Genomic DNA, 23,019 nt, shown 5'->3' on the forward strand with positions numbered 1-23,019 from the left:
AGTTAATTCCCCGCCGTCAAATGGGATGGTTTATTTTTACTAATTTTATCAGATGCAGATTTTAAAAACGCCATTAGATTGTCACCCGCCTGATCGAGATCCTCACGAGTGCTCAAAGATATTCTTGTTTTTTTGACAATTGAAAATGCTTTTGGTTCGATTAAAAGGGAATCTAAATAACGCTCAGAATGAGACCAGTAGATCAAAATAACAGCTGCAGCACGCTCTTTTAAAATTTCTTCTTTAGGCAATCCTTGCGGATCAGGCATACTGTAAAAAGATGTGGGAAAATATGGAGAAATTTTTACCACTGATTGCCTATCTGCTGAAAAAGTTTGAGAAAATGAACCATTAATGCAATTTGCAGAGATAACACTCGTCATTTTAGCAGGAAGTTGGAATATTTTTGTTTTTAATTCCTGCCCATTTAAAAACACAGCACATTTATTTGTATTTAATAGTTTTACGGTTTTTTGCTTTACAAGATAAGGATTTGTTAGGTCTTTAAGTTTATTAATTATCAACACGTCGACTTGCGATTCTAATTTATCTTTTAGTGCAAAAGTAGCATATTTCTCATAGATAAGAGCATATGAACGAGCAACATGTGGAATATCCCAATTTGCTACAGCCGCCCAAAAAGCAAGTTCAGCATAAGTAAAACCCACTGAAGAAGGATTGTTTGACAAAAGCACCAAGGCTTCTTTCATAGCTGAACGCGCCATAAAACTCACTTTGGCTGTACGCTTTTTTAAAAAATGGGTTTTAATATTTTGTGCATAAAGCTGAAACCTATGTTCTACATCGATATCTGCTTTGCTCCCATTGCTATTAGCCATCCATTCTTTATTTAAATTTCTATTTTGTACCGCGTGATAAATCCCATCTTCAGCTATACGGCGGGTAAAAGAGCTTGAAAAATAGGGTAATAAAATAGGGTCATCTGACGCATAAAAAATAAGAGCTTTTTGTAAGGAAATTGAGTTTTGCTGCGATTTTTTTTGTGGAGTAGTTTTTGCCGTTTGTGTATGAAATGTACTGCAAGAAGACAAGAAGAGAGTCAATAAAACATTGATGAGACAAAATAACATAAAATAAATTCTATTTTGAACTAGTAAAAACTTCATGCAAATCCTCAATAACTAATTAAAATTATTTTCGACCTTTATCATGAGCCCCACTGAGCTCAAGTTTTTTGCGATTTTCTGCGTCAATCTTTTTCTGATGTTGCTCCAAGAGATCACAAACTTCTTGATTTCCTGTTTTGCAAGCTTCCTCTAACTGCTCAATTGAGCTTTTTTGCTTTGGGTTGGTGTCATCCAAATTGACGATACATGCACAAAAAAGAAACGAAATAGAAGACAAGATAATAATATTTCTCATAAATGTGAACCTTTCTACAAACGGAGGAAGAGAAGTAACAGAGGATATAACAGAAGCAACCAACATACAAAAAGTCACAGACGACTATACAAAGCACATTTTTAATAAAAAAACAATAATAAAAAAATATAATGTGATTTATATATGAAAATGTTTAGCAAGATATTTTAATTAAATACTATGAGAACCTTGTTCAGATTTGAGTTTGATTGCGGTTTCTTTAAATTGCATAGAAGAAAATCGATTATTAAGGTTATGCAAGACAATTATAAAACCACTTTTTGACATATCTTCATCATAAAAATATCTCTTTCTTACGCGAAATATACACTCATTACCATCAACAATCGCCCAGAAATTTGATTCTTCAAAGTTTTCCCTCCTCACAAGATTACGTAAATGTATATAAGCTTGTGAAGACAATGAAACATCGTACCAGATCTGAAAAAGAAGAGATAAATCCTTTGCTCCAATCACACTTAAAAAAAGTTTATTATAATGCTCAATTTTTCCATAGCTATCAACAACAACAACAGCATCTTCCATCGCATCAAAAACAGTATTCATCGCACTTCTTTGAATGCGTAAATTCTTTAAATTTTTCTTATGCAGATCGGAAAGACGTTTCCACAAAGATATCAATTCAATTGTCAGAAATTTTATTTCAAGGGTTTCAGGTTCAGGAAATTTCAATTTATGATTTAAATCTGGTTTACATTGTAAAACTTCAGATATTTTTTTAATTGGAAATGCAATTTTACTCGACAAACGCTCAGAAAAATATATAGAAAATAACAATGCAACAAGAAATATAAAGCAAGCCAATAAAACCATTTTATTTGAGAAACTATCACGATCTACAATAAATTTTGAAAGTTTATATTGATTTTCAAGCATAATTTTTCTCAATAAATCTTTCATTTTATTATAATCTGCCACACGAATAGCATTTTCATTGTTATTATATTTACTGAATATCTTTTTAATCTCATATAGAACAATATAAGATTGATTTGTACTATAATAATTCTGCAAAAAATCTAGAGATATCTGAAAATTTTTTACATGCTCAACAGTTGTTTCACTATGATTTAATCTTTTCGTATAAAGAGTATCCCAATTTTCATACATCGTAACAATTGAACTTGTGCTTTTAAAGTTAAGTAAATATAAATTTTTTGGGTTTTTACTGCTAAAATGTATTATTATAATTAAAATAAAACCTAAAAAGCCAAAGAGAAAAACAATTTTTAAAACTTCTCTTAGAATACCTCGTCGCATAGGAGGCAAAGTATTCATTCTACTTTCCTCCACTTTCTACATTGATAATATGCACATCAACACCAACAGCATCATGAATAAATTCTAAAAGAATTGAACCACGAACTCTCTCTCTCAAAGGAGTTAGTCTTGACTTTCCAAAAACAGCATGTTTGATTTTATTTTCTAATGCAAAATTAACCAGAATATCTGAAATTCTTTCACCTGAAAGAATTTTAACCTCTGCTCCTAATTTTGTTGCCAGATCGAAATTTTGTTGAATTTTTCGTTGCAATTGAGAGTCAATATGCGCAGGATCTTCAGACTTTTTTTGCACATAAGTCACATAAACACGACTTGATAAACGGGCAGCCAACTTTGTTCCTTTACGTATAAGCATAGCAGCATTTGTCGGATCAGAACTCAAAGCAACCATCACGGCTTCTTCTGCAAAGGTTTTATTATCGCCAAATTCGCTTTCTTGCATTTTTTGAAATTGATTACCAGCAGCTTCTCTCAAGCAGATCTCGCGTAAAAATGCTAAATTATTGTATGAGAAAAAATTAGAGAGTGCATTGTCTACCTTTTCTTTGTCATAAACTTTCCCAAGGCGGAGCCTCTCACGCAAATCTTCCATACTGATATCTGCCATGACAATTTGCTGTGCTATCTGTAAAACTTTGTCTGGAATTCTCTCAAATACAGGTGCTTTTGTTGCTGACACCACTCTATCTGAAACAGATTCTAAGTGCTGTACATTGAGAGTCGATATCACGTTGATCTCAGCATCAAGAATCTCAAGCACATCTAAATATCTTTTTGCATTTTTACTGCCAACAACATTCGTATGGGCCAACTCATCGACCAGAACAATTTGTGGAGCACGTTTAATGATCGCTTCAACATCCATCTCCAAAAATTCATTACTCCCAATTATGCATTTTTTTAGTTCGACTTGTTCAAGTCCTGCAACAAGAGCTTGTGTTTCAGGTCTTTTATGAGGCTCAACATAGCCAATGACAACATCAAACCCCCTTTGCTTAAGAGTCTGTGCTTCCTTAAGCATCGAATAGGTTTTTCCAACCCCTGCAGCATATCCAATAATAATTTTGAGAGAGCCTCTTCGCTTGCTTTCAAGAATTTCTTCAAATGTCTTCATTTTTATTCTTCGTTTTTAACTTCATCAACGCGAATATTTAACAGGAGCACATTTACATTTTCTTCGCCAATAAAACCTAATGCAGGTTTTTCAAGCAAAGAATTTATTAAGGTCTTGAGTTTATCTTCACTCATTTTTCTAGCTTGCGCAACCCGTGGAACTTGCAATAAAGCCGCTTGTAATGAAATGTGTGGATCAAGTCCACTTCCAGATGAACTGACAAGATCATTTGGGATATCGGAAATTTTAATCTCTGGATTCTCTTTTAAAGTTTTTTGTATCTCGCTTTTTATATTTTCATATAATTTTATATTTGTACTAGCTAAATTTGAGGGAGATGAGCTTAAACCATCATACCCTTTTTCCCCCGCAGCTGAAGGTCGACCATGAAAATATTTTGCTGATGAAAAATTTTGTCCAATTAATTTTGCCCCAACTGCTATATTGTCCTTATAAATAATCCCACCATTTCTCTCAGTAGGAAAAAAAATATTCCCGGCTAAAGTTACAAATAAAGGATAAACTCCCCCTAAAATAATAAATAGAAGTCCTGTTAAAACAATGCATCTATATATTGAACGCCCCATAAATAATCCTTCATATCTTCAAATAATATTTAAACTGTTTATTATCATATCTACAATTTTAATGCCTATAAAAGGAACAATAACCCCACCTACCCCAAAAACAAATAAATTATAACTTAACAAACTCAATGCATTTCTAGGCCTATATTTTACCCCTTTCAATGCAAGCGGGATAAGAATAATTATTATTAAAGCATTAAATATAATTGCAGACAGTATGGCACTATTTGGACTTTCTAAATGCATAATATTAAATTTGGCAAAATCTGGGAAAACATCTAAAAACATAGCAGGTAAAATAGCAAAATATTTTGCGACATCATTGGCAATACTAAATGTGGTTAAAGCACCTCTTGTGATCAATAGCTGTTTACCAATTTCGACGATTTCAATAACTTTTGTTGGATCTGAGTCGAGGTCGATCATATTCCCAGCCTCACGCGCAGCTTGCGTACCGGTATTCATAGAAAGACCTACATCCGCTTGGGCAAGTGCAGGTGCATCATTGGTCCCATCACCTGTCATCGCGACCATCCGCCCTTCCTTTTTTAAAGTTTTTATCAACATCAATTTGTCTTCAGGTTTTGCTTCCGAAAGAAAATCATCGACACCCGCTTCTTGCGCAATGGCTGCGGCGGTTAATTTATTATCTCCGGTAATCATGACAGTGCGTATCCCCATTGCCCTTATACGGGCAAAACGTGCATGAATACCTGGCTTCACGATATCTTTTAAATATATAACTCCTAAAATTTTTGAACCCTTTGCTACAGCTAAAGGAGTTCCACCCATTTTAGAAATTTTTACAAAATGCTCATGCACAGACTTAGGCACATCACCACCAAGTGATCGCACCCAAGCTGAAATCGCTTCCAATGCTCCTTTGCGATAGCTCTCACTTACTGTATCTATCCCACTCATCCGCGTTTCTGCAGAAAATGGGATCGGTGTAGAGTTTTTTTCTCTCACATAGTGGATCCGCAACTCATTTGCTAATTTAACAATGGAGCGTCCTTCTGGAGTGTCATCAAATGTCGAAGCGATCAGTGCTGCAAGGGCAAGCTCATCGACAGAGACTCCTTCAGAGGAGAAAAACTCACTGGCCATTCGATTCCCTACGGTTATGGTGCCCGTCTTATCGAGCAATAAAACGTCGATATCTCCCGCAGCTTCGACAGCTCTACCGGACATTGCGAGTACATTTCTCTGCAAAACCCTGTCCATTCCAGCAATTCCGATAGCTGATAAGAGCCCCCCAATTGTGGTGGGAATCAAACAAACAAGGAGGGCAACCAACACCACAACAGAAATATTTAAGTTTTGATAAAGAGTGAATGGTTTTAAGGTCACAACTGCCAATAGAAAAACAGCTGTTAAGCCAAATAAAAGAATATTTAACGCAATTTCGTTAGGAGTTTTCTTCCGTTCTGCTCCTTCAACGAGGGAAATCATTTTATCTAGAAACGATTTACCAGGCTCTGCTGTAACTTGGATGACGATACGATCGGAAAGCACCACCGTACCCCCAGTCACAGCAGAACGATCCCCTCCAGACTCGCGTATAACAGGGGCAGATTCACCTGTTATTGCTGATTCATCAATTGAGGCCATTCCTTCGACAACAGTGCCATCGGCAGGTATCACTTCACCCGCAACAACGACAACTCTGTCATCTTTTAATAAATTCGAGGCAGATACAATTTCATATTCATTACTTTGCTTATTGAGGCGCTTTGCTTGAGTGTCCCTTCTGGTTTTTTTTAAATTTTCTGCTTGTGCCTTCCCTCTACCTTCAGCCAACGCTTCAGCAAAATTTGCAAAGATCACAGTAAACCAAAGCCAGATAGATATTTGCAGTGAAAAATTCACAGTACTCATGTTATTCACAACAAAATCATATGCCGTAACAATTGTGGTGACAATGGCGCCCAATCCAACGATAAAAAGCACAGGATTTTTATAAAGAATAAATGGATTTAATTTGACAAATGATTCTTTAATTGCTGAAAAAACAAGTTCATTTGAAACAAAAACATTATTTCCTTTCATTTTTATTTACCACCTATTGCAAGAAATTTTCCATTGAGCATTTGCATATTTTCTATTATTGGCCCGACTGATAGAGCCGGTAAATAAACTAAAAGTCCAAGAATAAGTATTGTCCCAATCAGTAACAATAAAAAGATGAAACCATGCACTTGAAAAGTATTTTCGGTTATGGGCTTCTTCATTTTCTGTGCAAGCAAACCGGCTATGGCAAGAAGGGGTATGAGATTTAAATAACGTCCCGCAAGCATTGCAAACGAAGTCGTATAATTCCAAAACGGTGTGTTGGCGTTTAATGAGCCAAATGCACTGCCATTATTTTGTGCGGAAGATGTGTAAGCATAAAGCATTTCACTAAATCCGTGGGCCCCCGGATTTCCAATAGAAGAGTAACCTAATGGCAAAGTCGAAGAGATAGCGAGTAAAAGTAAAATAACTGTGGAAACACCAATAACAGGAATCATAGCAATTTTTATTTCTATTGCTTCTATCTTTTTCCCTAAATATTCGGGAGTTCTACCGACCATAAGTCCAGCAATAAACACTGCAAGTAAAATAAATAAAATCATACCATATAACCCAGAACCAACGCCTCCATAAATAACTTCATTTAAAAGCATATTAATAAGGGCAAACATCCCACCCATCGGAGTTAAACTGCTATGAGAATTTGCAACCGCACCACAGGAAGCTGCAGTGGTTACACTTGAAAAAAGAGATGAGGCAAATATACCAAACCGTGTTTCTTTGCCTTCCATATTGATTGAATTTGCTAAACCAAGTTTATCGATAAAATTTGGATTCCCCAAGTATTCAAAATAGGCGATGAGCAAAGCAGAAACTAAAAATAATAGAGCCATACTCAGCCATATTGTGACTGCATGTTTCATATATTTTGTCATTTTTCCAAAAGTAAAAACGAGCGCACTTGGTACTAAAAAAATAGAAATCATCTGAAAGAAATGCGACCAAGCGGTTGGATTTTCATAGGGATGAGCAGCATTGGCATTGAAAAAACCACCACCATTCACACCCAAAAGTTTAATCGCAACTTGCGAAGCGACCGGACCTTGAGGCAGAATTTGTTCTCCGCCTTCCAATGGTTTAATATGGATATATGCTTGAAAATTTTGAATCATACCTTGGGAAATATAAAATACTGCAAAAATAAAAGACAATGGAAGGAGCACATAAAGAGACGAACGAGTTAAATCTACCCAGAAATTACCTAGACCATTGGCTTTTTCTTGGTTAAGACCACGAATAATAGCGATACAAACTGCAAATCCTATAGCAGCCGATAAGAAATTATTTGCAGTCAAAGCCACCATCTGTGAGAAATAACTCATTGTAGTTTCGCCAGAATAGGCTTGCCAATTCGTATTTGTTAAAAAACTCACAGAGGTGTTGATTGCTAGATCCGTTGGTAGTCCAGGAAAGTTTTGTGGGTTAAGTGGCAAAATATGTTGGAATTTCAAGATTAAAAATGTGATCGAAAATAATAGAATGCTAAATAGAATGACATCAAATGTATATTTCTGCCAGGTTTGATTTTCACCTACATCAACTTTTGCAATTTTATAAATTTGTTTTTCTATTGGATAAAAAATGAAATGGATAAATGTTTTCTCCCCTAGCATAATTTTTTTGATAAAAGTACCCAGTGGGTAAGAAAGAATAAATAAGACAATCATAAAGAAGAATAAGAGAAAAAAATCTTGAGCATTCATAAATTAAAAATCCTCAAATTATTTAAAAGAATAATTTGAGGATTTATACATTTGAAAAAAAAAATTCTCAATAGTTGAATACTTTAATTATAATAAATAGAAATAAGACCTTCTTATAGATTGTGAATTTTTAAAACCTTCGTGTTAATATAATAATATAGAATATGCTGCTCTAAAATTGCGCAGTGAACGGAGTCTAAAATGAACGAAACACAATTGAGCGATAAAAACTTTTACCCAAGTAAAATCAACTTAATAGACGATAATAATCAAGAAAACATGGAGAGCTTCACGATCAGCGTTGAAGAAGCCGCAAAAATACTCGGGGTCAACCGCTCTCGTTTGTCACAATTGACCAGTAAAGGTGTCTTTCCATATGAAAAAAGAAAAATTGAGACAAGAAATCGACTGTTCTATCGATTAAACGATCTCTTGCAACACCAAAGAGCTCAAATGCTTGGTAATGCCTATGAGTTTATTCAAACCCACAATGCAGAAAATACTTTTCGATCACCTTCTATGCGCGAGATAAATATTGATTTGTTACAGGAAAACTTAGAACAAGAAAAAAAACAACTTCGTATTCCCTATAAACACAGTAAAAAAAATCAAACTCTCCTTAAGTCATGTGCCACCGCGTTATTCGAGCAAGAGAAAAAATTAGAGAATGATAAAAAAATATTGGCGGATATTGAGTCTATAAAACAAAAGATGTTTGCGCACGAAGAGAATCTATCTAGTCAAAATGAGTTTTTCAAAAAAGAAGAATTTAAAAAACAGCAGGAAATAAGAGAAAATAATTACTCAATAAATAAACTTAAATATGCTATTTTTACACTTCAAAATAAATTAACAGAAATATCTCAAGAAAATAATGAATTAAAAGAACTATTGAAAAAAAATATGATAAACATACAGAAATCTAAAAATTGGTCACAAAAAAAACCAAAATACAGAGTTTCTCGTTCAACAACGTGTCGCTAAATACAATTGAGTGCCCATTTGCCGAACAAGCTCAAGCTGCTGCCCTGTAAAATTGATATGCGCTGTCTGTAAAAGAACAATCTTTTCAGTTAACTGTCGAACGTCGATATTTTGATTCGCAATATTTGATAATTTAAGTGCAACTTCTTTACAACTTTCAGCCATTTCACGATCACTGACAAATATCTCTTCGACAGTTTGACCAATATTGAGTTTATTTATATTCTGTAAATCAAAATTGATTTCAGCACTGAGCATTCTTAAAATAAGTGAGTCTAAGTGATCTGAAACATCCTCTCGATGAGAAGAGATTTTATCAAATAATTTCTGATACCCCCACAGTTTACAAGTATTTCTATGCACACGTAATTGCTGCAATATAGTCGCATGCACTTGCACAAGAGCAGCCAAACCCATAGCCAACTCACCGGTGATTTTCATAACTTTATACTCCAAAAAGATTACTATACCTATTTGTGCGACTTAATCACTCTATCACACAGAAAAAAAGCCACATACAATTTTAGATTGCATGTGGCTTAAATTTAGAAAGACAGAGAGAATTATTTGTTCTCAGCAGCTCTCTTTGCTTTGTATTTAGCAACCATATCTTCTTGAACGTTGCGTGGAACAGCAGCGTACTTAGCAAATTCCATAGAGAATTCGCCTTTTCCTTGAGTTCCTGAACGTAAGTCAGTTGAAAAACCAAACATTTCTGTGAGTGGAACTTCAGCTTCGATTTGGCAATAACCACCATTTCCAGCAGTTCCCATGATAACACCACGACGTTGGTTGATAAGACCCATCATTGTTCCTTGGAATTCTTCTGGTCCTTCAATACCAACTTTCATGATTGGTTCAAGAATCACTGGCTTAGCGCTCATATAGGACTCACGGAAACCGGTCATCGCACATGTTTTGAACGCCATTTCGTTCGAGTCAACTGGGTGGTGTAAACCATCATTAACAACCAATTTCACGCCAACAACCTGAGCTCCGATAAGAAGTCCTGTTTTCAATTGCTCAGCAAAACCTTTTTCACATGCTGGGATAAACTGTCTTGGAATGGATCCACCAACAGTTTCATCTGTGAATTCATAGATTTTGTCGCCAGCATCTGCCAAAGGTTCCATATAACCAATGATACGCGCAAACTGTCCAGAACCACCGGATTGCTTTTTGTGAGTGTAGTTGATTTCTGCACGTGAAGTGAGAGCTTCGCGGAAGTTAACTTGTGGTTTTCCAACGATAGTTTCGCAACCAAACTCACGTTTCATACGTTCAACATAGATTTCAAGGTGAAGCTCACCCATTCCGGCAATGATAGTTTCGCCGGATTCTTCGTCACGGGAAACGCGGAATGTTGGGTCTTCTTTCGTAAACTTGTTCAAAGCTTTCGAGAAGTTAGTTTGAGCAGCTTTGTCCTTTGGAGCAATCGCCAAAGTAATAACCGCATTTGGTACATACATTGAAGCCATTGTTACGTTGATTTTACCATCTGTGAATGTGTCACCCGATGCGCAGTCAACACCAAAGAGAGCAACGATGTCGCCCGCTGATGCCTCTTCAATATCTTCCATTTCATCAGAGTGAAGACGGACAATGCGTGGAACTTTAACGCGTTTTTCAGAGGACATGTTTGTGATCATCTCACCCTTTTTCACTGTCCCTTGATAAATACGCATGAATGTAAGCTGACCATAACGTGTTTCATCGAGCTTAAACGCAAGCATAACAAGTGGAAGATCTGGGTCTGACTTGAGAACAACACGTTCTTCGTTATTTGACTGGTCAAGAGCGTCGTTAGAAACTTCATTTGGTGCAGGCAAGTAAGAAGTAACTGCATCGAGAAGAACTTGAACACCTTTGTTTTTAAACGCTGAACCACAGAATACTGGGGTAAACTGAAGACTAATAACAGCTTTACGCATAGCTTTTGCTGCTTCTTCAGCAGATACGTATTCGTCAGATAGGAATTTTTCTGCAACGGCATCATCGAAGTCCGCAAGAGCGCCAATAAGGTCACTGCGGCGTGATTTTGCTTCGTCGATCATATCTACTGGAACTTCTTCTTCACGGATATTTTCACCGTTAGAACCATCAAAATAGAAAGCCTTCATAGTAAGAAGGTCAACAACACCTTGGAAACGATCTTCAGCGCCGATTGGCATTTGTGCCATCCAAGCGTTGTGATTTAATTTTTCGCGCAATTGTTGGCAAACACGGTAAGGGTTTGCACCAGGGCGGTCCATTTTGTTTACAAATGCAATACGTGGAACACGGTAACGACGCATTTGGCGGTCAACTGTGATGGACTGTGACTGAACACCAGCAACAGAACAAAGCACAAGGATTGCGCCGTCTAAAACGCGTAGAGAGCGCTCAACTTCAACTGTAAAGTCAACGTGGCCGGGGGTGTCGATAAGGTTAATCCAAGTATCTTTCCACTGGCAAAATGTAGCCGCAGACTGAATTGTAATGCCTTTTTCACGCTCAAGATCCATATGATCCATAGTCGCGCCAACGCCAGATTTGCCCTTTACTTCCTCAATTTTGTGAATTTTACCGGTATAAAAAAGAATACGCTCGGAAAGAGTGGTCTTTCCAGAGTCGATATGAGCAGAAATACCAATATTTCTAACGCGGGAGAGGTCTTTGATTGTCATATTTGATCCAACTCAACATAAAAATGGTTAAAACTTCAGTCCAAACCAGAGGACGGGAAACACGCTCTGTGCTATCTGATTTTGAATTGAATTTCAATAGCCTTTTTTATGCTTTTGTTGGGAGAAGCTTCTAAATTGAGGCTCTTATCCCATACTGACTTTTTGCCGCCCATTTGCGCCGCTCATAAGCTTGCCCAATCACATCTTCTATCCAAACTGTACCAACAATACCTTCTTGTTCCCAAAGTTTTGGAAACATACTTATGGATGTTAAGCCAGGAAGTGTATTTATCTCATTGAAAACAAAACGATTGGGATCTTGACAATTCCAAAAGTCGATCCGACACAGTCCTGATATACCAGTCACCTGCGCAACTTTTTTTGCTATATTTTTTAGTTCATCCATTCTGTCTGCACTGATATCTGCTGGGATTCGGGTCGTCGCCTCAGAGGTGCTCGAGTACTTTTCTTCATATGAATAGAAATCCTTGGCTATGATTTCCCCTGCGATCGTTATTTTTGGAAAGACTGAGGTTCCTAAAAAGGCACATTCGACTTCAGTGCCTCGCATAGGTTCTTCAATCAATATCTTTTGATCGAAAACAAGCGCTTCTCTTAAAAGAACTTTTAGATCCTCACGGCTTTTTGCCCGCCCCGTCCCCACAGCAGATCCCAAAGAGTTGGGCTTCAAGAAGCATGGGTAACCTATTGCATTTTCTATCCGTTTGATAGTTTCATCCGGATTCTTTAAATACGCTTCAGCGTCAACCCGTTCATATTTTGCAATTGATATTCCTGCATCGCGGACAAGCCGTTTGGCTATGTCTTTATCAATCCCCACCGCACTGGCACGAAGGTCGCACCCCGCATATGCCACCTCTGCGAGCTCAAAAAGCCCCTGCAAACGTCCATCCTCCCCGTTTTGTCCATGCAAAACAGGAAAAAAACAGGATGCTTCTAAATTGAGAATGCGGTAAGGGAATGATTTAAAATCTTTTTCAATCTCTTCGCGTAAATAAGGTAGAAAAACGCATTTTTGATTTTTACGTTCAGGCATTTGTTTAAAAGCCTGTCCATTAACAATGTCCACAAGATCTTCAACAGTAATACTTGAAAAGTCCTTAGCTTTAAAGGTGCCTTCTAAACTAAAATAATTTCCATTTTTATTGATCCCAACGGGAATAATATTATATTTTTCAGGAATATTTTTAAAAACATAAACCGCAGAGCGCAGAGATATTTCATGCTCACTTGAACGCCCGCCAAATAGAACAGCAATTGTATTTTCAGATTTTTGATTTTGAGTCATCTAATTTTCTCCAATAACGACCGGAAAGGAAAATACACGAGCTTCACTTGAATTGAAACTGAACAAGGGCTATGAAAGAATAGACAGTACAAATGTATGGTAGCTCTTCCATTGGGAAGAGTCTATATACGATTATGGGTTGCACGATTTCTGAACACATACCTTTATCTAACCACGTGCAACATATCTTTGCAATAAAAGGAGACTCTCATGTCAGCTGCAGATACAAATACCAATAAATTTAAAGCTCTAGAAACACTTTTCCAATCTGTTGAAAAGCAGTTCGGCAAAGGCACAATCATGCGTCTTTCCGACGATTCTAAAATTGCACAAGAAATTCAAGCTATTCCATCAGGTTCTATCAGTCTTGACGTTGCTTTGGGCGTAGGAGGCTTACCTAAAGGACGGGTGGTTGAAATTTATGGAACAGAGTCCAGCGGTAAAACCACTTTAACTTTACATGCCATTGCGGAATGCCAGAAAAAAGGAGGCATTGCTGCTTTTATCGATGCCGAACACGCTCTCGATGTCAGCTATGCGCGTAAAATTGGGGTGAACACCTCAGACCTTCTCGTTTCCCAACCGGACAACGGCGAACAGGCTCTTGAAATTGTAGACATGTTAGTACGCAGTGGAGCTGTGGATCTGATTGTTGTGGACTCCGTTGCAGCTCTCACGCCAAAGGCGGAAATTGAGGGAGAAATGGGTGACAGCCATATGGGTCTACAAGCTCGCCTTATGAGCCAAGCTTTGCGCAAGCTGACAGGAAGTATTTCAAAAACCAATTGCTGTGTCATTTTTATCAACCAAGTGCGTATGAAAATTGGAATTGTTTTTGGCAATCCTGAAACCACAACGGGTGGACAGGCTCTCAAGTTTTACTCCTCAGTCCGCCTTGAAGTGCGTAGAGCTGCCGCTATCAAAAATGCCAATGACACCATTGGTCATCGCACGAAAGTCAAAGTTGTTAAAAATAAAGTAGCAGCTCCTTTTAAAGAAGTAGAATTCGACATTATGTTTGGTCAAGGCATTAGCAAAGAAGGAGATATTCTCGATCTCGCTTCTGCTCCTGAAGCCGAAATCATTCAAAAGAGCGGAACATGGTTCACTTATAATGGCGAACGCCTTGGCCAAGGACGCGAAAATGCAAAAGAGTATTTGCGTGAGCATCCCGAAACCATGGCAAAAATCGAAGCGGCTGTGCGCGCTCGGGCCAATCTCATCCGCACACCAGCTACAGCAGATGAAACCAGCGAAGATTCTATCAAGTCTTTGCCAGGAGCAAGCCAAGCTTTACCAAGCACTCCAACTAAGCCAGGCCGGCGCAGCGCAGGCGCTTCGGTGTCTGCTGAATAAAAGCTAAAAGAATACGGTTATTTGGAGTATATATCAGCATGGAAGAATGGGATCTCGTTGTCATTGGTGGCGGCGCAGCAGGATATTTTGGAGCAATTGCATGCGCTGAAGCTTTTCCAGGGGCACGCGTTCTTATACTCGAAGCTACAGCAAGAGTTTTAACAAAAGTCAAAGTTTCTGGAGGAGGGCGCTGCAACGTCACTCACAATCTTTATGAGCCCAAACAGCTTATTTCTTTTTACCCAAGGGGACAAAAAGAATTGATTGGCTCCTTTCACAAATTTCAGCCCAAAGACACTGTGGAATGGTTTCAAGCACATGGAGTCGAGCTCAAAGTATGCCCTATGGTGTCAGTCTCGCGGGCAAAATGGGACACAAACTTGTAACACCTGTTCCATCCCTTTTTACGTTTCAAATTAAAAATCCTCTACTCAAAGATTTAGCAGGTATAAGTTTTAGTGAAGTGACAGCAACCTTAAAAATGGAAGGATCTGCTCAGGATTTTATCCAAAAAGGTCCGTGTCTTATCACCCATTGGGGACTCAGTGGTCCTGCTATCTTAAAACTCTCTGCATTTGCAGCAAGAGAACTGCATGCCAGTGGTTATAAAGCAACTTTAATCATGAACTGGACACAATCTCTCAAGCCACACGATGCTCTCGCTCTGCTTGAGGTCTGCAAAACTCATTCTCCTAAGAAAAAACTAAGCAATGAGAACCCTTTTCCATGCGTTAAACGGTTCTGGGACGCAATTTTACGGGAATCTGGGCTGAACGACGACCTCACCTACGGTGACGTTACAAAAAAACAACTGCAAGAAATTGCACAAAGAATGACCCAATATGAGCTCAACGTTAAAGGTAAAGGTGAATTTAAAGATGAATTCGTCACAGCAGGCGGTGTAGCACGAGAAGAAATTGACTTCCGCACGATGGAAAGCAAAATCCACCCCGGCCTTTATTTTGCAGGAGAGGCGACAGATGTTGACGGTGTTACTGGTGGGTTTAATTTTCAAAATGCATGGACAGGTGCTTGGCTTTGTGGGCAAGATGTTGCTAAAAAACTTGGTCAATAAAACTGAAATATTTTGAAAAACAGGAATAACTTAAAGATTTTAAAATTTTTTTCTTTTATTATAGCAATAAACTCATTGATAATAATTAAAAAAAATGCTGCAAAATTTAAATAGCAATAAGTCATAAAAGTATTGTTTTAAAGATGCAAATCATTTGCGCGCTTCATTTGTCAGAGAGCATGTCAAATATCTAGATTTTTTACTACTTGAAATGGAGCCGAATAGAGATTTAATAACAAGTGATTGAATTGAAGACTATTAACCTAACTTATTCAAGAAATAGATCTATGAAAAAAATCATTGTCTTTATTGATGGAGACTGTGCATTTTGCACTCGCTTCTCATTGCTCTGTTTAAAATTTGAACGCGATGGAGCAAATTTCTATTTTTCCGATCTCAATTTAGAATTAAGCAAAGAGTTTTTAAAAAAAAGAGCTTATTTTGGCGGAAACAAAAGTATTATCTTATATCATAACGAAATGATATACACTCAATTTGACGCAATTATTGAATTGGCAAATTATTTAAAATTCCCACTTAGTCTATTTAAATTATTTAAATACACACCCAAAATATTTCACAATCTTATATACGATATATTTAGCAAAAATAGATACCTTTTCGGAAAGAGAGAAAGCTGTCAACTTCTTCCAGATATGTATCAAAAAAGATTTATAACAAAGAATATAACAAAGAATATAACAAAGACACAATAAAAAAAGTAGTCGCAGAGCCTTTTGATTTAGAAACTGCTCCACTATTTAGGTATTGCATATTTAAACTTTCCGAAAATAAAGTTCAAATTAAATTCAAGAGCGATTTACAGTCACTCTTGAAATTTTTAAAATGATGCATTTCAAATTTATTCAATCATTGCGTTCAACTGCTCTATTCGACAATGCTTGAATTGGACGAGCATTCATATTGAATATATTTTGGAATCTTTTAATTTGTTCAATTGACACTTCGATTTGCTCTTTAAGCACATACCATGTCACAATTTGCGAGCAGGGAGGCGTAGTTAATGAACCACTGTAGGTGAAGTATTTACTCCCTTTTGGAATAACGTCTTCTGCTTCAAAATTAACATTGTTAACATTGGTCAATGTACTTTCTTTTTTAGGCATGTTATCAAAAATTGATGCGAGGGCATTATTTTTCTTCCCTTTTTTCATTAAAACTCCAATAACAGCCAAGCTTCCATCTTCATTTTGATTCACAAAATGAACTTCCATTGCTGATCTTTTGCCATCAAAAGCGTGCTCACTCGGTGTGTGAAAATGAAATTGAAGCAAGCCATATTGTTTGCGACCAATTTCTATTTTACTTCCTTTAGGATAATTCACTTGAATCGTGTGGCCATTATTTAAAACGGTAAGAGGTATTCCTGAATAAGAGAAATCTAATTTTGGCAAAGATTCATTTTCTTTTGCTTGCTTCATCTGGATATTTATAGGAGATTGATTTATTCCTGTAGAACATATTTTATAAGTTTCATCAAGTTTACCCCAATTATCTGCACCATTTTCTCCTGTATAACCCCAATGCGGCTTCTTCGAATCACTGTTTGAATAAGCAGAGCTTTGAGATAAAAGCAGAAATAATAAAACTATTTTAAAAATAGTTTGCATAAAACTCATAAATCCTCCTGCATATTAGAACTTTCATTCCAATACCAATTGATAGATCGAGTTATTTTGAGTTTTTCTTTAATAAGCGTATATATATCTACATATTCATAAGGTTAAATATTTATACTTTTTTGTAATTGATATGATTTAAGAAAGGTTAATGTTTTCATTCAAACTTTTTAAGAAGTTCAGAAACCTGCGAAACCGTTGGCATTTCTCGAAAAACAAAGCCAAAATTTGTAAAATATTGAGATTGATCAATGCAAGCTTGTATTTCCTTATCTTTGAGAAGGACTTTTGCAGCTCCAAGTATAAGATTGTACTGATTATTCTTCTCTAAATTGCGTATCCTCTGCTTTAAGGCTTTCTTATGCCAAGGGTGAAATAATTCAATATATATTTTTTTATCTTGTCTCTTAAATTCAAAGTCAGGAAAAAAATAATGGGAACCATCAAAAAATATTTCATCTAAATAAGGAGAAATGGACCATTCTGTATTTTTTTTTGTAAAAAGATTTGAAAAAAGTTGAAACTCTTCTGGAACATAAGCACTAAAATTTTTATAATGTGATATTAATTTATTTTTATGTGATATATTAAGCTCTCCTTTACAACGCTCTGAGTGACCTAGTTCTACAAATACAGATAATTCCCATTCTGTTAGAAGCACAAGTGAAGGAAAAAAAGAGGCTAAATTAAAACCATATTTTTGTGTATGAACGAAAAGCGACAGAGGTCCGTCCAAACTAATTTCATAATGGTCATTTACAATTTGGATATTAGCAACGAGTTGAAAAAATCGCATTTGTTTTAATAAGTATCTAATTTCTAATTTAACGTGATCTTTTATAGGTATTCTAATATGAATACCTGCACTGTAAAATAATAACCCTTGAACAAGAGACAAATTATAATAATTTAAAAATTCACTTACAGGCATTACTTTGAAATTAACTGCCACATGAAATTCAGGGAGATCGGAATATAAGTGTTCTTTAATTTCACCTATTGTCAAGTGCATTTCATGAGCAATACTTTCATAATATTCTTCAATATCTAGAGGTTTCGATGAATTAAAATACTCACAGGATTTTTGAAATATTTTTTTTCTGAATTCAGAATTTTCATCGCCAAGTGTAGATTTAAATTCAATTTTATCAAACAAAAGTTTTATAAAACCTTTTTGCACTTCTACTGGGAGTTCATATGCTGAATTTAAATGCAATACTTCATCTTCAATTTCTTTTCTTTTTTTATCGACAGCATTTAAAAATATATTAATAAGATTTTCAGCATATTCATACAATACAATATCATTAATATCGATAAATTGGGGAATAATTTTACCTTTACTCTTCTTATAACGAAGCAGTTCTTTTTTCGTAAGCACTGTGCTGTTTCCTTCTTTGATTAACAAAATACTCGCCGGTACCTTTGGAAATCAATTCATAAAGAATTGCTTTTTTCCCCTCTTTTGCTCGCAATATTCGACCAAGTCTCTGCACATGCTCTCTGACAGTGCCACTGCCTGAGACAATAATTGCGACATTTGCATCAGGAACATCAACTCCTTCATTAAGAACTTTGGAAGTGACTAAAATATTAAATTGGCCACTTTTAAAAGATGTTAAAAAATGCTCTCTTTCTTTTACTTTTGTATGATGTGTGATAACAGGTAAGAAAAATTTTGTTCCTAAATTATAGGCCGTTTCATTATCCTGTGTAAAAATTAAGATCCTATCGTTTCGATGTTTACTGATTATTTCCCAGACTGTGTGGGCCTTATTAGAAGATCCTTGAGATAGTTTTTTCTGCTTTAAATAAGCCTGAAAAGCTTCTTTTCCAGAAGGGCTTTTATGTGCGATTCTTAAGAATTGCTGCCACCCATTTTTTTGTGAAAATTGAATATTGTTTGCTCTAACAAAATCTAAATATTTTGTTCTATTTTCGTCATAAAGAACTTTTTCTTCTTCAGATAATGCAATTTCTTTAGTTATGACCTCATAAGGAGATAATGTAACACCCTCTAATTCACGAATTTCAGTTTGGTAACAAATGGGGCCGCAGATATCATATAAAATATTTTCTTTGCCGTCTGAACGCTCAGGAGTGGCAGTTAAGCCGAGACGAAAAGGAGCAATTGAACTCATGGCAGTAAATTGTAACTGCTCACCAGGCAAATGATGACACTCATCGAATATGAGAAAACCAAAATCATTTCCCCTATAGGGAACATGCAACAGAGCTGAATCATAAGTTGAAACGGTTATGGTTTGCAAATTGTGATAACCCCCTCCTAACAATCCAATCTCAATTTTAAAAAAACGCGTTAAAATGTGATACCACTGATGCATAAGATCAATAGTTGGAACGTGAATTAATGTTGGTCTACCAATTCTTTCAATAGCTAAAATTGCTAAAATTGTTTTCCCAGCTCCGGTTGGTAAAGTAACAACTCCGCGAGAACCGTTATGGAGCCAATTTTCCAAAGCTTCCACTTGATAACTTCTTGGTATAATCTTTTCTTGCAAAATAAATGTACATGGAAAAAAATTTTTTGCATGATCAATATAAGAGATCTTCTTCTCTCGCAATGATAATATCAATTCGCGATAGTGATATGCACATGCTCTATACTTCTGAATTCGTTCGTCCCACTTGAAAAATTTAAAATATTTGTTAAATTCACCAATGCATTGTTCAGCAATCAGAGTTCCTTTGTCAAAAAAAATTTTTAACAAGACATATCCTCCTAGTAAGATGTGTTAATATACATAAAAGTAATAATCTTTCAAAAAGGCAGATCATATGATCGAGTTTAAAGGTGTTCACAAATGGTTTAAAAAACTCCACGTCTTAAACAACATTGATCTTCTTGTAAAAAAAGGAGAAGTTGTTGTGGTCTGTGGTCCATCTGGCTCAGGAAAATCTACTCTCATTCGTACAGTGAATGCACTGGAACCGATTAGTGATGGAATCCTTACTGTTGATGGAGTCAAAGTTTCAGATCCAAAAACAGATATCAATAAACTTCGTACCGAAGTTGGGTTTGTTTTTCAACAGTTTAATCTTTATCCCCACTTAAATGTTCTTGACAATGTTACTTTAGCGCCGCGTAAAGTTAAAAATATTCCAAAAAAGCAAGCAGAAGACTTTGCTATGGAACTTTTAACAAAAGTTGGGATGGAAAATAAAAAAACTTCTCATCCTTCACAACTTTCAGGTGGCCAACAACAACGTGTGGCAATTGCACGTGGGCTTGCTATGCAGCCCAAAATTATGTTGTTTGATGAACCAACTTCAGCACTCGATCCAGAAATGATCGGTGAAGTTTTAAAAGTGATGAAGGATTTAGCTGTGGGTGACATCACAATGATGGTTGTAACTCATGAGATGGGATTTGCGCGCGAAGTAGCTGATCGCGTTATTTTTATTGATCAAGGTAGCATTGTTGAAGAGGCTCCACCTGAAGATTTTTTCAATCATCCAAAATCAGATCGCGCTCAAAAATTCTTAAAACAAGTTCTTACTCCCATGCAATTCGAATGAAAGGAATTCCATATGAAAATGAACAGACGGTTTTTTTTACTTGCTTTTTCTTCCCTCGCATTTCTTAACTTTACAAATTCTGCGCAAGCAGATGTTGCCGATATTAAGAAAAAAGGAACAATCGTTATCGGTGTGAAAGATTCATTGTACCCATTTGGTTTTGTTGATGAAAAATCTCGCAAACTCAAAGGCTACGACATTGATTTCGGTAATGAAATTGCAAAAAAACTAGGAGTTAAAGTTGAACTGAAAGCTGTGACTTCAGCTAATCGCATTCCTCTTTTAACGGAACAAAATGTAGATTTACTGATCTGTACAATGACAATCACACCTGAAAGAGCAAAAGAAATTGATTTCAGTTATCCATACTTTATTTCTAAACAAAAGTTTATTGTTAAAAAAGGTACAGTTAAAGAATTAAAAGATCTAGATAATAAAAAAATAGGCACAACCAAAGGTTCGACTTCTGAAAAAAATGCTTCTGTAGCACTGCCAAATGCTAAAATAATTTCTTATGATGACTATCCTCAAGCATTTTTAGCAATGCAACAAGATAAAGTTTTTGCCATCACAACAGATGAATCTATTCTTGCAGGTATATTATCTAGATCTACTAAAAAGAAAGAGTTTGAATTGTCTACTTTCGACATTTCTAAAGAACCATATGGAATTGGTGTGAATAAAAAAAATCCCGAGTTACTTAAGGTTGTAAATGAAACTCTGTTGGAAATGGAAAAAAATGGTAAAGCAAAAGAAACTTTTACCAATTGGTTTGGTCCTAAATCACAAGTACCTCTCGTTCGTGATTTTAAGATCGCTCCCTAAATTTGCTAAATAAGAGCTACTCAGGAGAATTGAATGTCTGCAACTCAATTTGACCTTTCCGTTGTTCTGCAAGGAAAATATGCAGATTGGTTATTGGAAGGTTTAAAAACAACCATTGAGCTATCAAGTATATCTTGTGTCTTGGCATTTTTTTTGGGGCTAAATATTGCCATTATGAGAATGTCAGCTTTTTCTCCTGTGCGTTGGTTTGCGCAGTGTTACTTAGAATTTTTCAGAAATACTCCACTCATAGTCCAACTTTTCTTTTGGTACTTTGGCTCATATCAAATACTCCCAAAACCCGTGAATGCTTTTTTAAACAATTATAATTTTGAATTTGTAGCGGCAGTGATTGCTTTGACATTTTATACTTCAGCCTTTATTGCTGAAGATATTCGCTCGGGCATCACCGCCATTCCAAAAGAGCAAATGGAGGCCTCTCGCAGCAGTGGTTTTTCATATATACGTTCTATGCATTATATTATTTTGCCACAAGCCGTGCGCCATACGATTCCACCACTCATCAATCAGTTCCTGAACTTAACAAAAAACTCATCGATGGCAATGGTGATTGGGGTCGGTGAACTCACTTACCAAGCTCGGCAAATTGAAAGCCAAGCATTTAAAAGTTTTGAAGCATTCTTTGCGGCCACTTTTGTTTATGTCTGTATATCATTTTTTATAACAATTCTTGTGACCTGGTATGACAGAAAAGTTCTTAATCCACTCGGAAAAGGAACACATTAAAATGGATAATATTTTTGATTTCTCAGTTATATCTAATAATTTTTTGCAACTCTTAATTGGACGCTATCCGCATGGTCCTTTAGGTGGTCTTGCACTTACTCTTATTTTAGCTTTTATCTCCGTGATTTTATCCATTTTTGGTGGCCTCATTCTCGGTTTGCTTTGTATTTCAAGAAATAAATTGATTAGTTTGCCAGTTACAGCTGTTGTGAACACCGTTCGTGCGATGCCTCTTCTGATGGTCATTTTTTGGATGTTTTTTATACTTCCATCTCTAACAGGAGGAAAGGTTCCTGAAAATACCACTGTGGTCTGTGCTCTCAGTATTTTCACATCCTGCTATATCTCGCAAATCGTTGTAGCAGGAATAGCGAGCATTCCAAGAGGTCAGTCAGAAGCTTCCATGTCGACAGGTCTCACCTACTGGCAAAGTATGCGTTACATCATTTTGCCGCAGGGTTTGCGCAATATGATCCCCTCTTTTGTAAATCAATTCGTGTCATTGATTAAAGACACATCACTTGGATACATTGTAGGTGTGTCGGAAATCACTCAAGTTGCCATGCAAATAAACAATCGCACTCAAATATACTCAGCTGAAATATTTATATTTTTAGCAATTATTTATTTTATCATTTGTTTTGCATTTACAAGTCTAAGCCGATGGTTAGAAAGAAGCTTGTCTTGGCGGAAGTCGATCTAAAAAAATCAA

22 protein-coding genes are annotated in these 23,019 nt (G+C 36.2%); 9 read left to right on the forward strand and 13 right to left on the reverse strand.

The window, feature by feature from the left end; translation table 11 throughout:
• Window positions 1-2 precede the first annotated feature (2 nt).
• The 7 genes from H7355_RS01735 to kdpA all read right to left on the reverse strand — a co-directional run bounded on the left by H7355_RS01735 (window position 3) and on the right by kdpA (window position 8,165).
• Entirely contained in the window at window positions 3-1,127 is a 1,125-nt protein-coding gene (locus tag H7355_RS01735; RefSeq protein ID WP_186644383.1) for a hypothetical protein, read from the reverse strand.
• Window positions 1,128-1,152: 25 nt separating this feature from the next.
• Complete coding sequence (locus H7355_RS01740; RefSeq protein WP_186644385.1) at window positions 1,153-1,383, reverse strand: hypothetical protein; 231 nt, start codon at window positions 1,381-1,383, stop codon at window positions 1,153-1,155.
• A gap of 171 nt (window positions 1,384-1,554) precedes the next feature.
• Entirely contained in the window at window positions 1,555-2,682 is a 1,128-nt protein-coding gene (locus H7355_RS01745; protein ID WP_186644387.1) for a PAS domain-containing protein, read from the reverse strand.
• A 1-nt stretch (window position 2,683) separates the two neighbouring features.
• Window positions 2,684-3,802: a kinase gene (locus H7355_RS01750; RefSeq protein WP_186644390.1), complete on the reverse strand. Its 1,119-nt coding sequence runs from the start codon at window positions 3,800-3,802 to the stop codon at window positions 2,684-2,686.
• A gap of 2 nt (window positions 3,803-3,804) precedes the next feature.
• Complete coding sequence (kdpC, locus tag H7355_RS01755) at window positions 3,805-4,389, reverse strand: potassium-transporting ATPase subunit KdpC (RefSeq protein WP_186644393.1); 585 nt, start codon at window positions 4,387-4,389, stop codon at window positions 3,805-3,807.
• 18 nt (window positions 4,390-4,407) lie between these two features.
• A complete protein-coding gene (kdpB, locus tag H7355_RS01760) occupies window positions 4,408-6,438 on the reverse strand; it encodes a potassium-transporting ATPase subunit KdpB (RefSeq protein ID WP_186644406.1) in 2,031 nt (676 codons plus the stop codon).
• 2 nt (window positions 6,439-6,440) lie between these two features.
• On the reverse strand, window positions 6,441-8,165 hold the full coding sequence (kdpA, locus tag H7355_RS01765; RefSeq protein ID WP_186644414.1) for a potassium-transporting ATPase subunit KdpA: 1,725 nt from the start codon (window positions 8,163-8,165) through the stop codon (window positions 6,441-6,443).
• 201 nt (window positions 8,166-8,366) lie between these two features.
• Between kdpA and H7355_RS01770 the strand changes: the two genes are divergently transcribed.
• On the forward strand, window positions 8,367-9,149 hold the full coding sequence (locus H7355_RS01770; protein ID WP_186644416.1) for a helix-turn-helix domain-containing protein: 783 nt from the start codon (window positions 8,367-8,369) through the stop codon (window positions 9,147-9,149).
• Here H7355_RS01770 and H7355_RS01775 read toward each other — a convergent pair.
• The 3 genes from H7355_RS01775 to H7355_RS01785 form a co-directional block, all read right to left on the reverse strand.
• Complete coding sequence (locus tag H7355_RS01775; RefSeq protein WP_186644418.1) at window positions 9,132-9,590, reverse strand: ferritin-like domain-containing protein; 459 nt, start codon at window positions 9,588-9,590, stop codon at window positions 9,132-9,134. The genes H7355_RS01770 and H7355_RS01775 overlap by 18 nt on opposite strands.
• A 122-nt stretch (window positions 9,591-9,712) precedes the next feature.
• Entirely contained in the window at window positions 9,713-11,815 is a 2,103-nt protein-coding gene (gene fusA, locus H7355_RS01780) for an elongation factor G (protein WP_186644420.1), read from the reverse strand.
• Between the two features lie 130 nt (window positions 11,816-11,945).
• Window positions 11,946-13,124 (reverse strand): D-alanine--D-alanine ligase family protein, encoded by a 1,179-nt coding sequence (locus H7355_RS01785; protein WP_186644422.1) that lies wholly within the window; start codon window positions 13,122-13,124, stop codon window positions 11,946-11,948.
• Window positions 13,125-13,334: 210 nt separating this feature from the next.
• On the opposite strand from H7355_RS01785, the gene recA reads away from it, so the two are divergent.
• The 4 genes from recA (at window position 13,335) to H7355_RS01800 (ending at window position 16,271) form a co-directional block, all read left to right on the forward strand.
• Window positions 13,335-14,480, forward strand: a complete 1,146-nt coding sequence (gene recA, locus H7355_RS01790; protein WP_186644430.1) for a recombinase RecA — start codon at window positions 13,335-13,337, stop codon at window positions 14,478-14,480.
• 38 nt (window positions 14,481-14,518) lie between these two features.
• Entirely contained in the window at window positions 14,519-14,866 is a 348-nt protein-coding gene (locus H7355_RS15880) for an NAD(P)/FAD-dependent oxidoreductase (protein WP_222435634.1), read from the forward strand.
• Complete coding sequence (locus H7355_RS01795; protein WP_222435635.1) at window positions 14,818-15,555, forward strand: aminoacetone oxidase family FAD-binding enzyme; 738 nt, start codon at window positions 14,818-14,820, stop codon at window positions 15,553-15,555. The genes H7355_RS15880 and H7355_RS01795 overlap by 49 nt, the downstream gene beginning before the upstream one ends.
• A gap of 287 nt (window positions 15,556-15,842) precedes the next feature.
• Complete coding sequence (locus H7355_RS01800) at window positions 15,843-16,271, forward strand: thiol-disulfide oxidoreductase DCC family protein (RefSeq protein ID WP_186644432.1); 429 nt, start codon at window positions 15,843-15,845, stop codon at window positions 16,269-16,271.
• Between the two features lie 150 nt (window positions 16,272-16,421).
• On the opposite strand, the gene H7355_RS01805 is transcribed toward H7355_RS01800, so the two are convergent.
• The 3 genes from H7355_RS01805 to H7355_RS01815 form a co-directional block, all read right to left on the reverse strand.
• Entirely contained in the window at window positions 16,422-17,195 is a 774-nt protein-coding gene (locus tag H7355_RS01805) for a carbonic anhydrase (RefSeq protein WP_186644434.1), read from the reverse strand.
• Window positions 17,196-17,352: 157 nt separating this feature from the next.
• The gene (locus H7355_RS01810; RefSeq protein WP_186644436.1) at window positions 17,353-18,576 is read right to left on the reverse strand and encodes a DUF790 family protein; all 1,224 of its coding nucleotides are present in this window, start codon (window positions 18,574-18,576) and stop codon (window positions 17,353-17,355) included.
• The gene (locus H7355_RS01815) at window positions 18,545-19,927 is read right to left on the reverse strand and encodes a DEAD/DEAH box helicase family protein (RefSeq protein ID WP_186644438.1); all 1,383 of its coding nucleotides are present in this window, start codon (window positions 19,925-19,927) and stop codon (window positions 18,545-18,547) included. The genes H7355_RS01810 and H7355_RS01815 overlap by 32 nt, the downstream gene beginning before the upstream one ends.
• Before the next feature lie 67 nt (window positions 19,928-19,994).
• Between H7355_RS01815 and H7355_RS01820 the strand changes: the two genes are divergently transcribed.
• Genes H7355_RS01820 through H7355_RS01835 form a run of 4 tightly spaced genes read left to right on the forward strand, consistent with a single transcriptional unit; the run spans window position 19,995 to window position 23,010 of the window.
• Window positions 19,995-20,735: an amino acid ABC transporter ATP-binding protein gene (locus H7355_RS01820; RefSeq protein WP_186644440.1), complete on the forward strand. Its 741-nt coding sequence runs from the start codon at window positions 19,995-19,997 to the stop codon at window positions 20,733-20,735.
• Between the two features lie 12 nt (window positions 20,736-20,747).
• Complete coding sequence (locus H7355_RS01825) at window positions 20,748-21,560, forward strand: ABC transporter substrate-binding protein (RefSeq protein ID WP_222435636.1); 813 nt, start codon at window positions 20,748-20,750, stop codon at window positions 21,558-21,560.
• A gap of 33 nt (window positions 21,561-21,593) precedes the next feature.
• Window positions 21,594-22,307: an amino acid ABC transporter permease gene (locus H7355_RS01830; protein WP_186644442.1), complete on the forward strand. Its 714-nt coding sequence runs from the start codon at window positions 21,594-21,596 to the stop codon at window positions 22,305-22,307.
• Between the two features lies 1 nt (window position 22,308).
• Window positions 22,309-23,010, forward strand: a complete 702-nt coding sequence (locus H7355_RS01835; RefSeq protein WP_186644444.1) for an amino acid ABC transporter permease — start codon at window positions 22,309-22,311, stop codon at window positions 23,008-23,010.
• Window positions 23,011-23,019: the final 9 nt, after the last annotated feature.

It is taken from the genome of Fluviispira vulneris (assembly GCF_014281055.1).
GTDB classification, from domain to species: Bacteria; Bdellovibrionota_B; Oligoflexia; order Silvanigrellales; family Silvanigrellaceae; genus Silvanigrella; species Silvanigrella vulneris.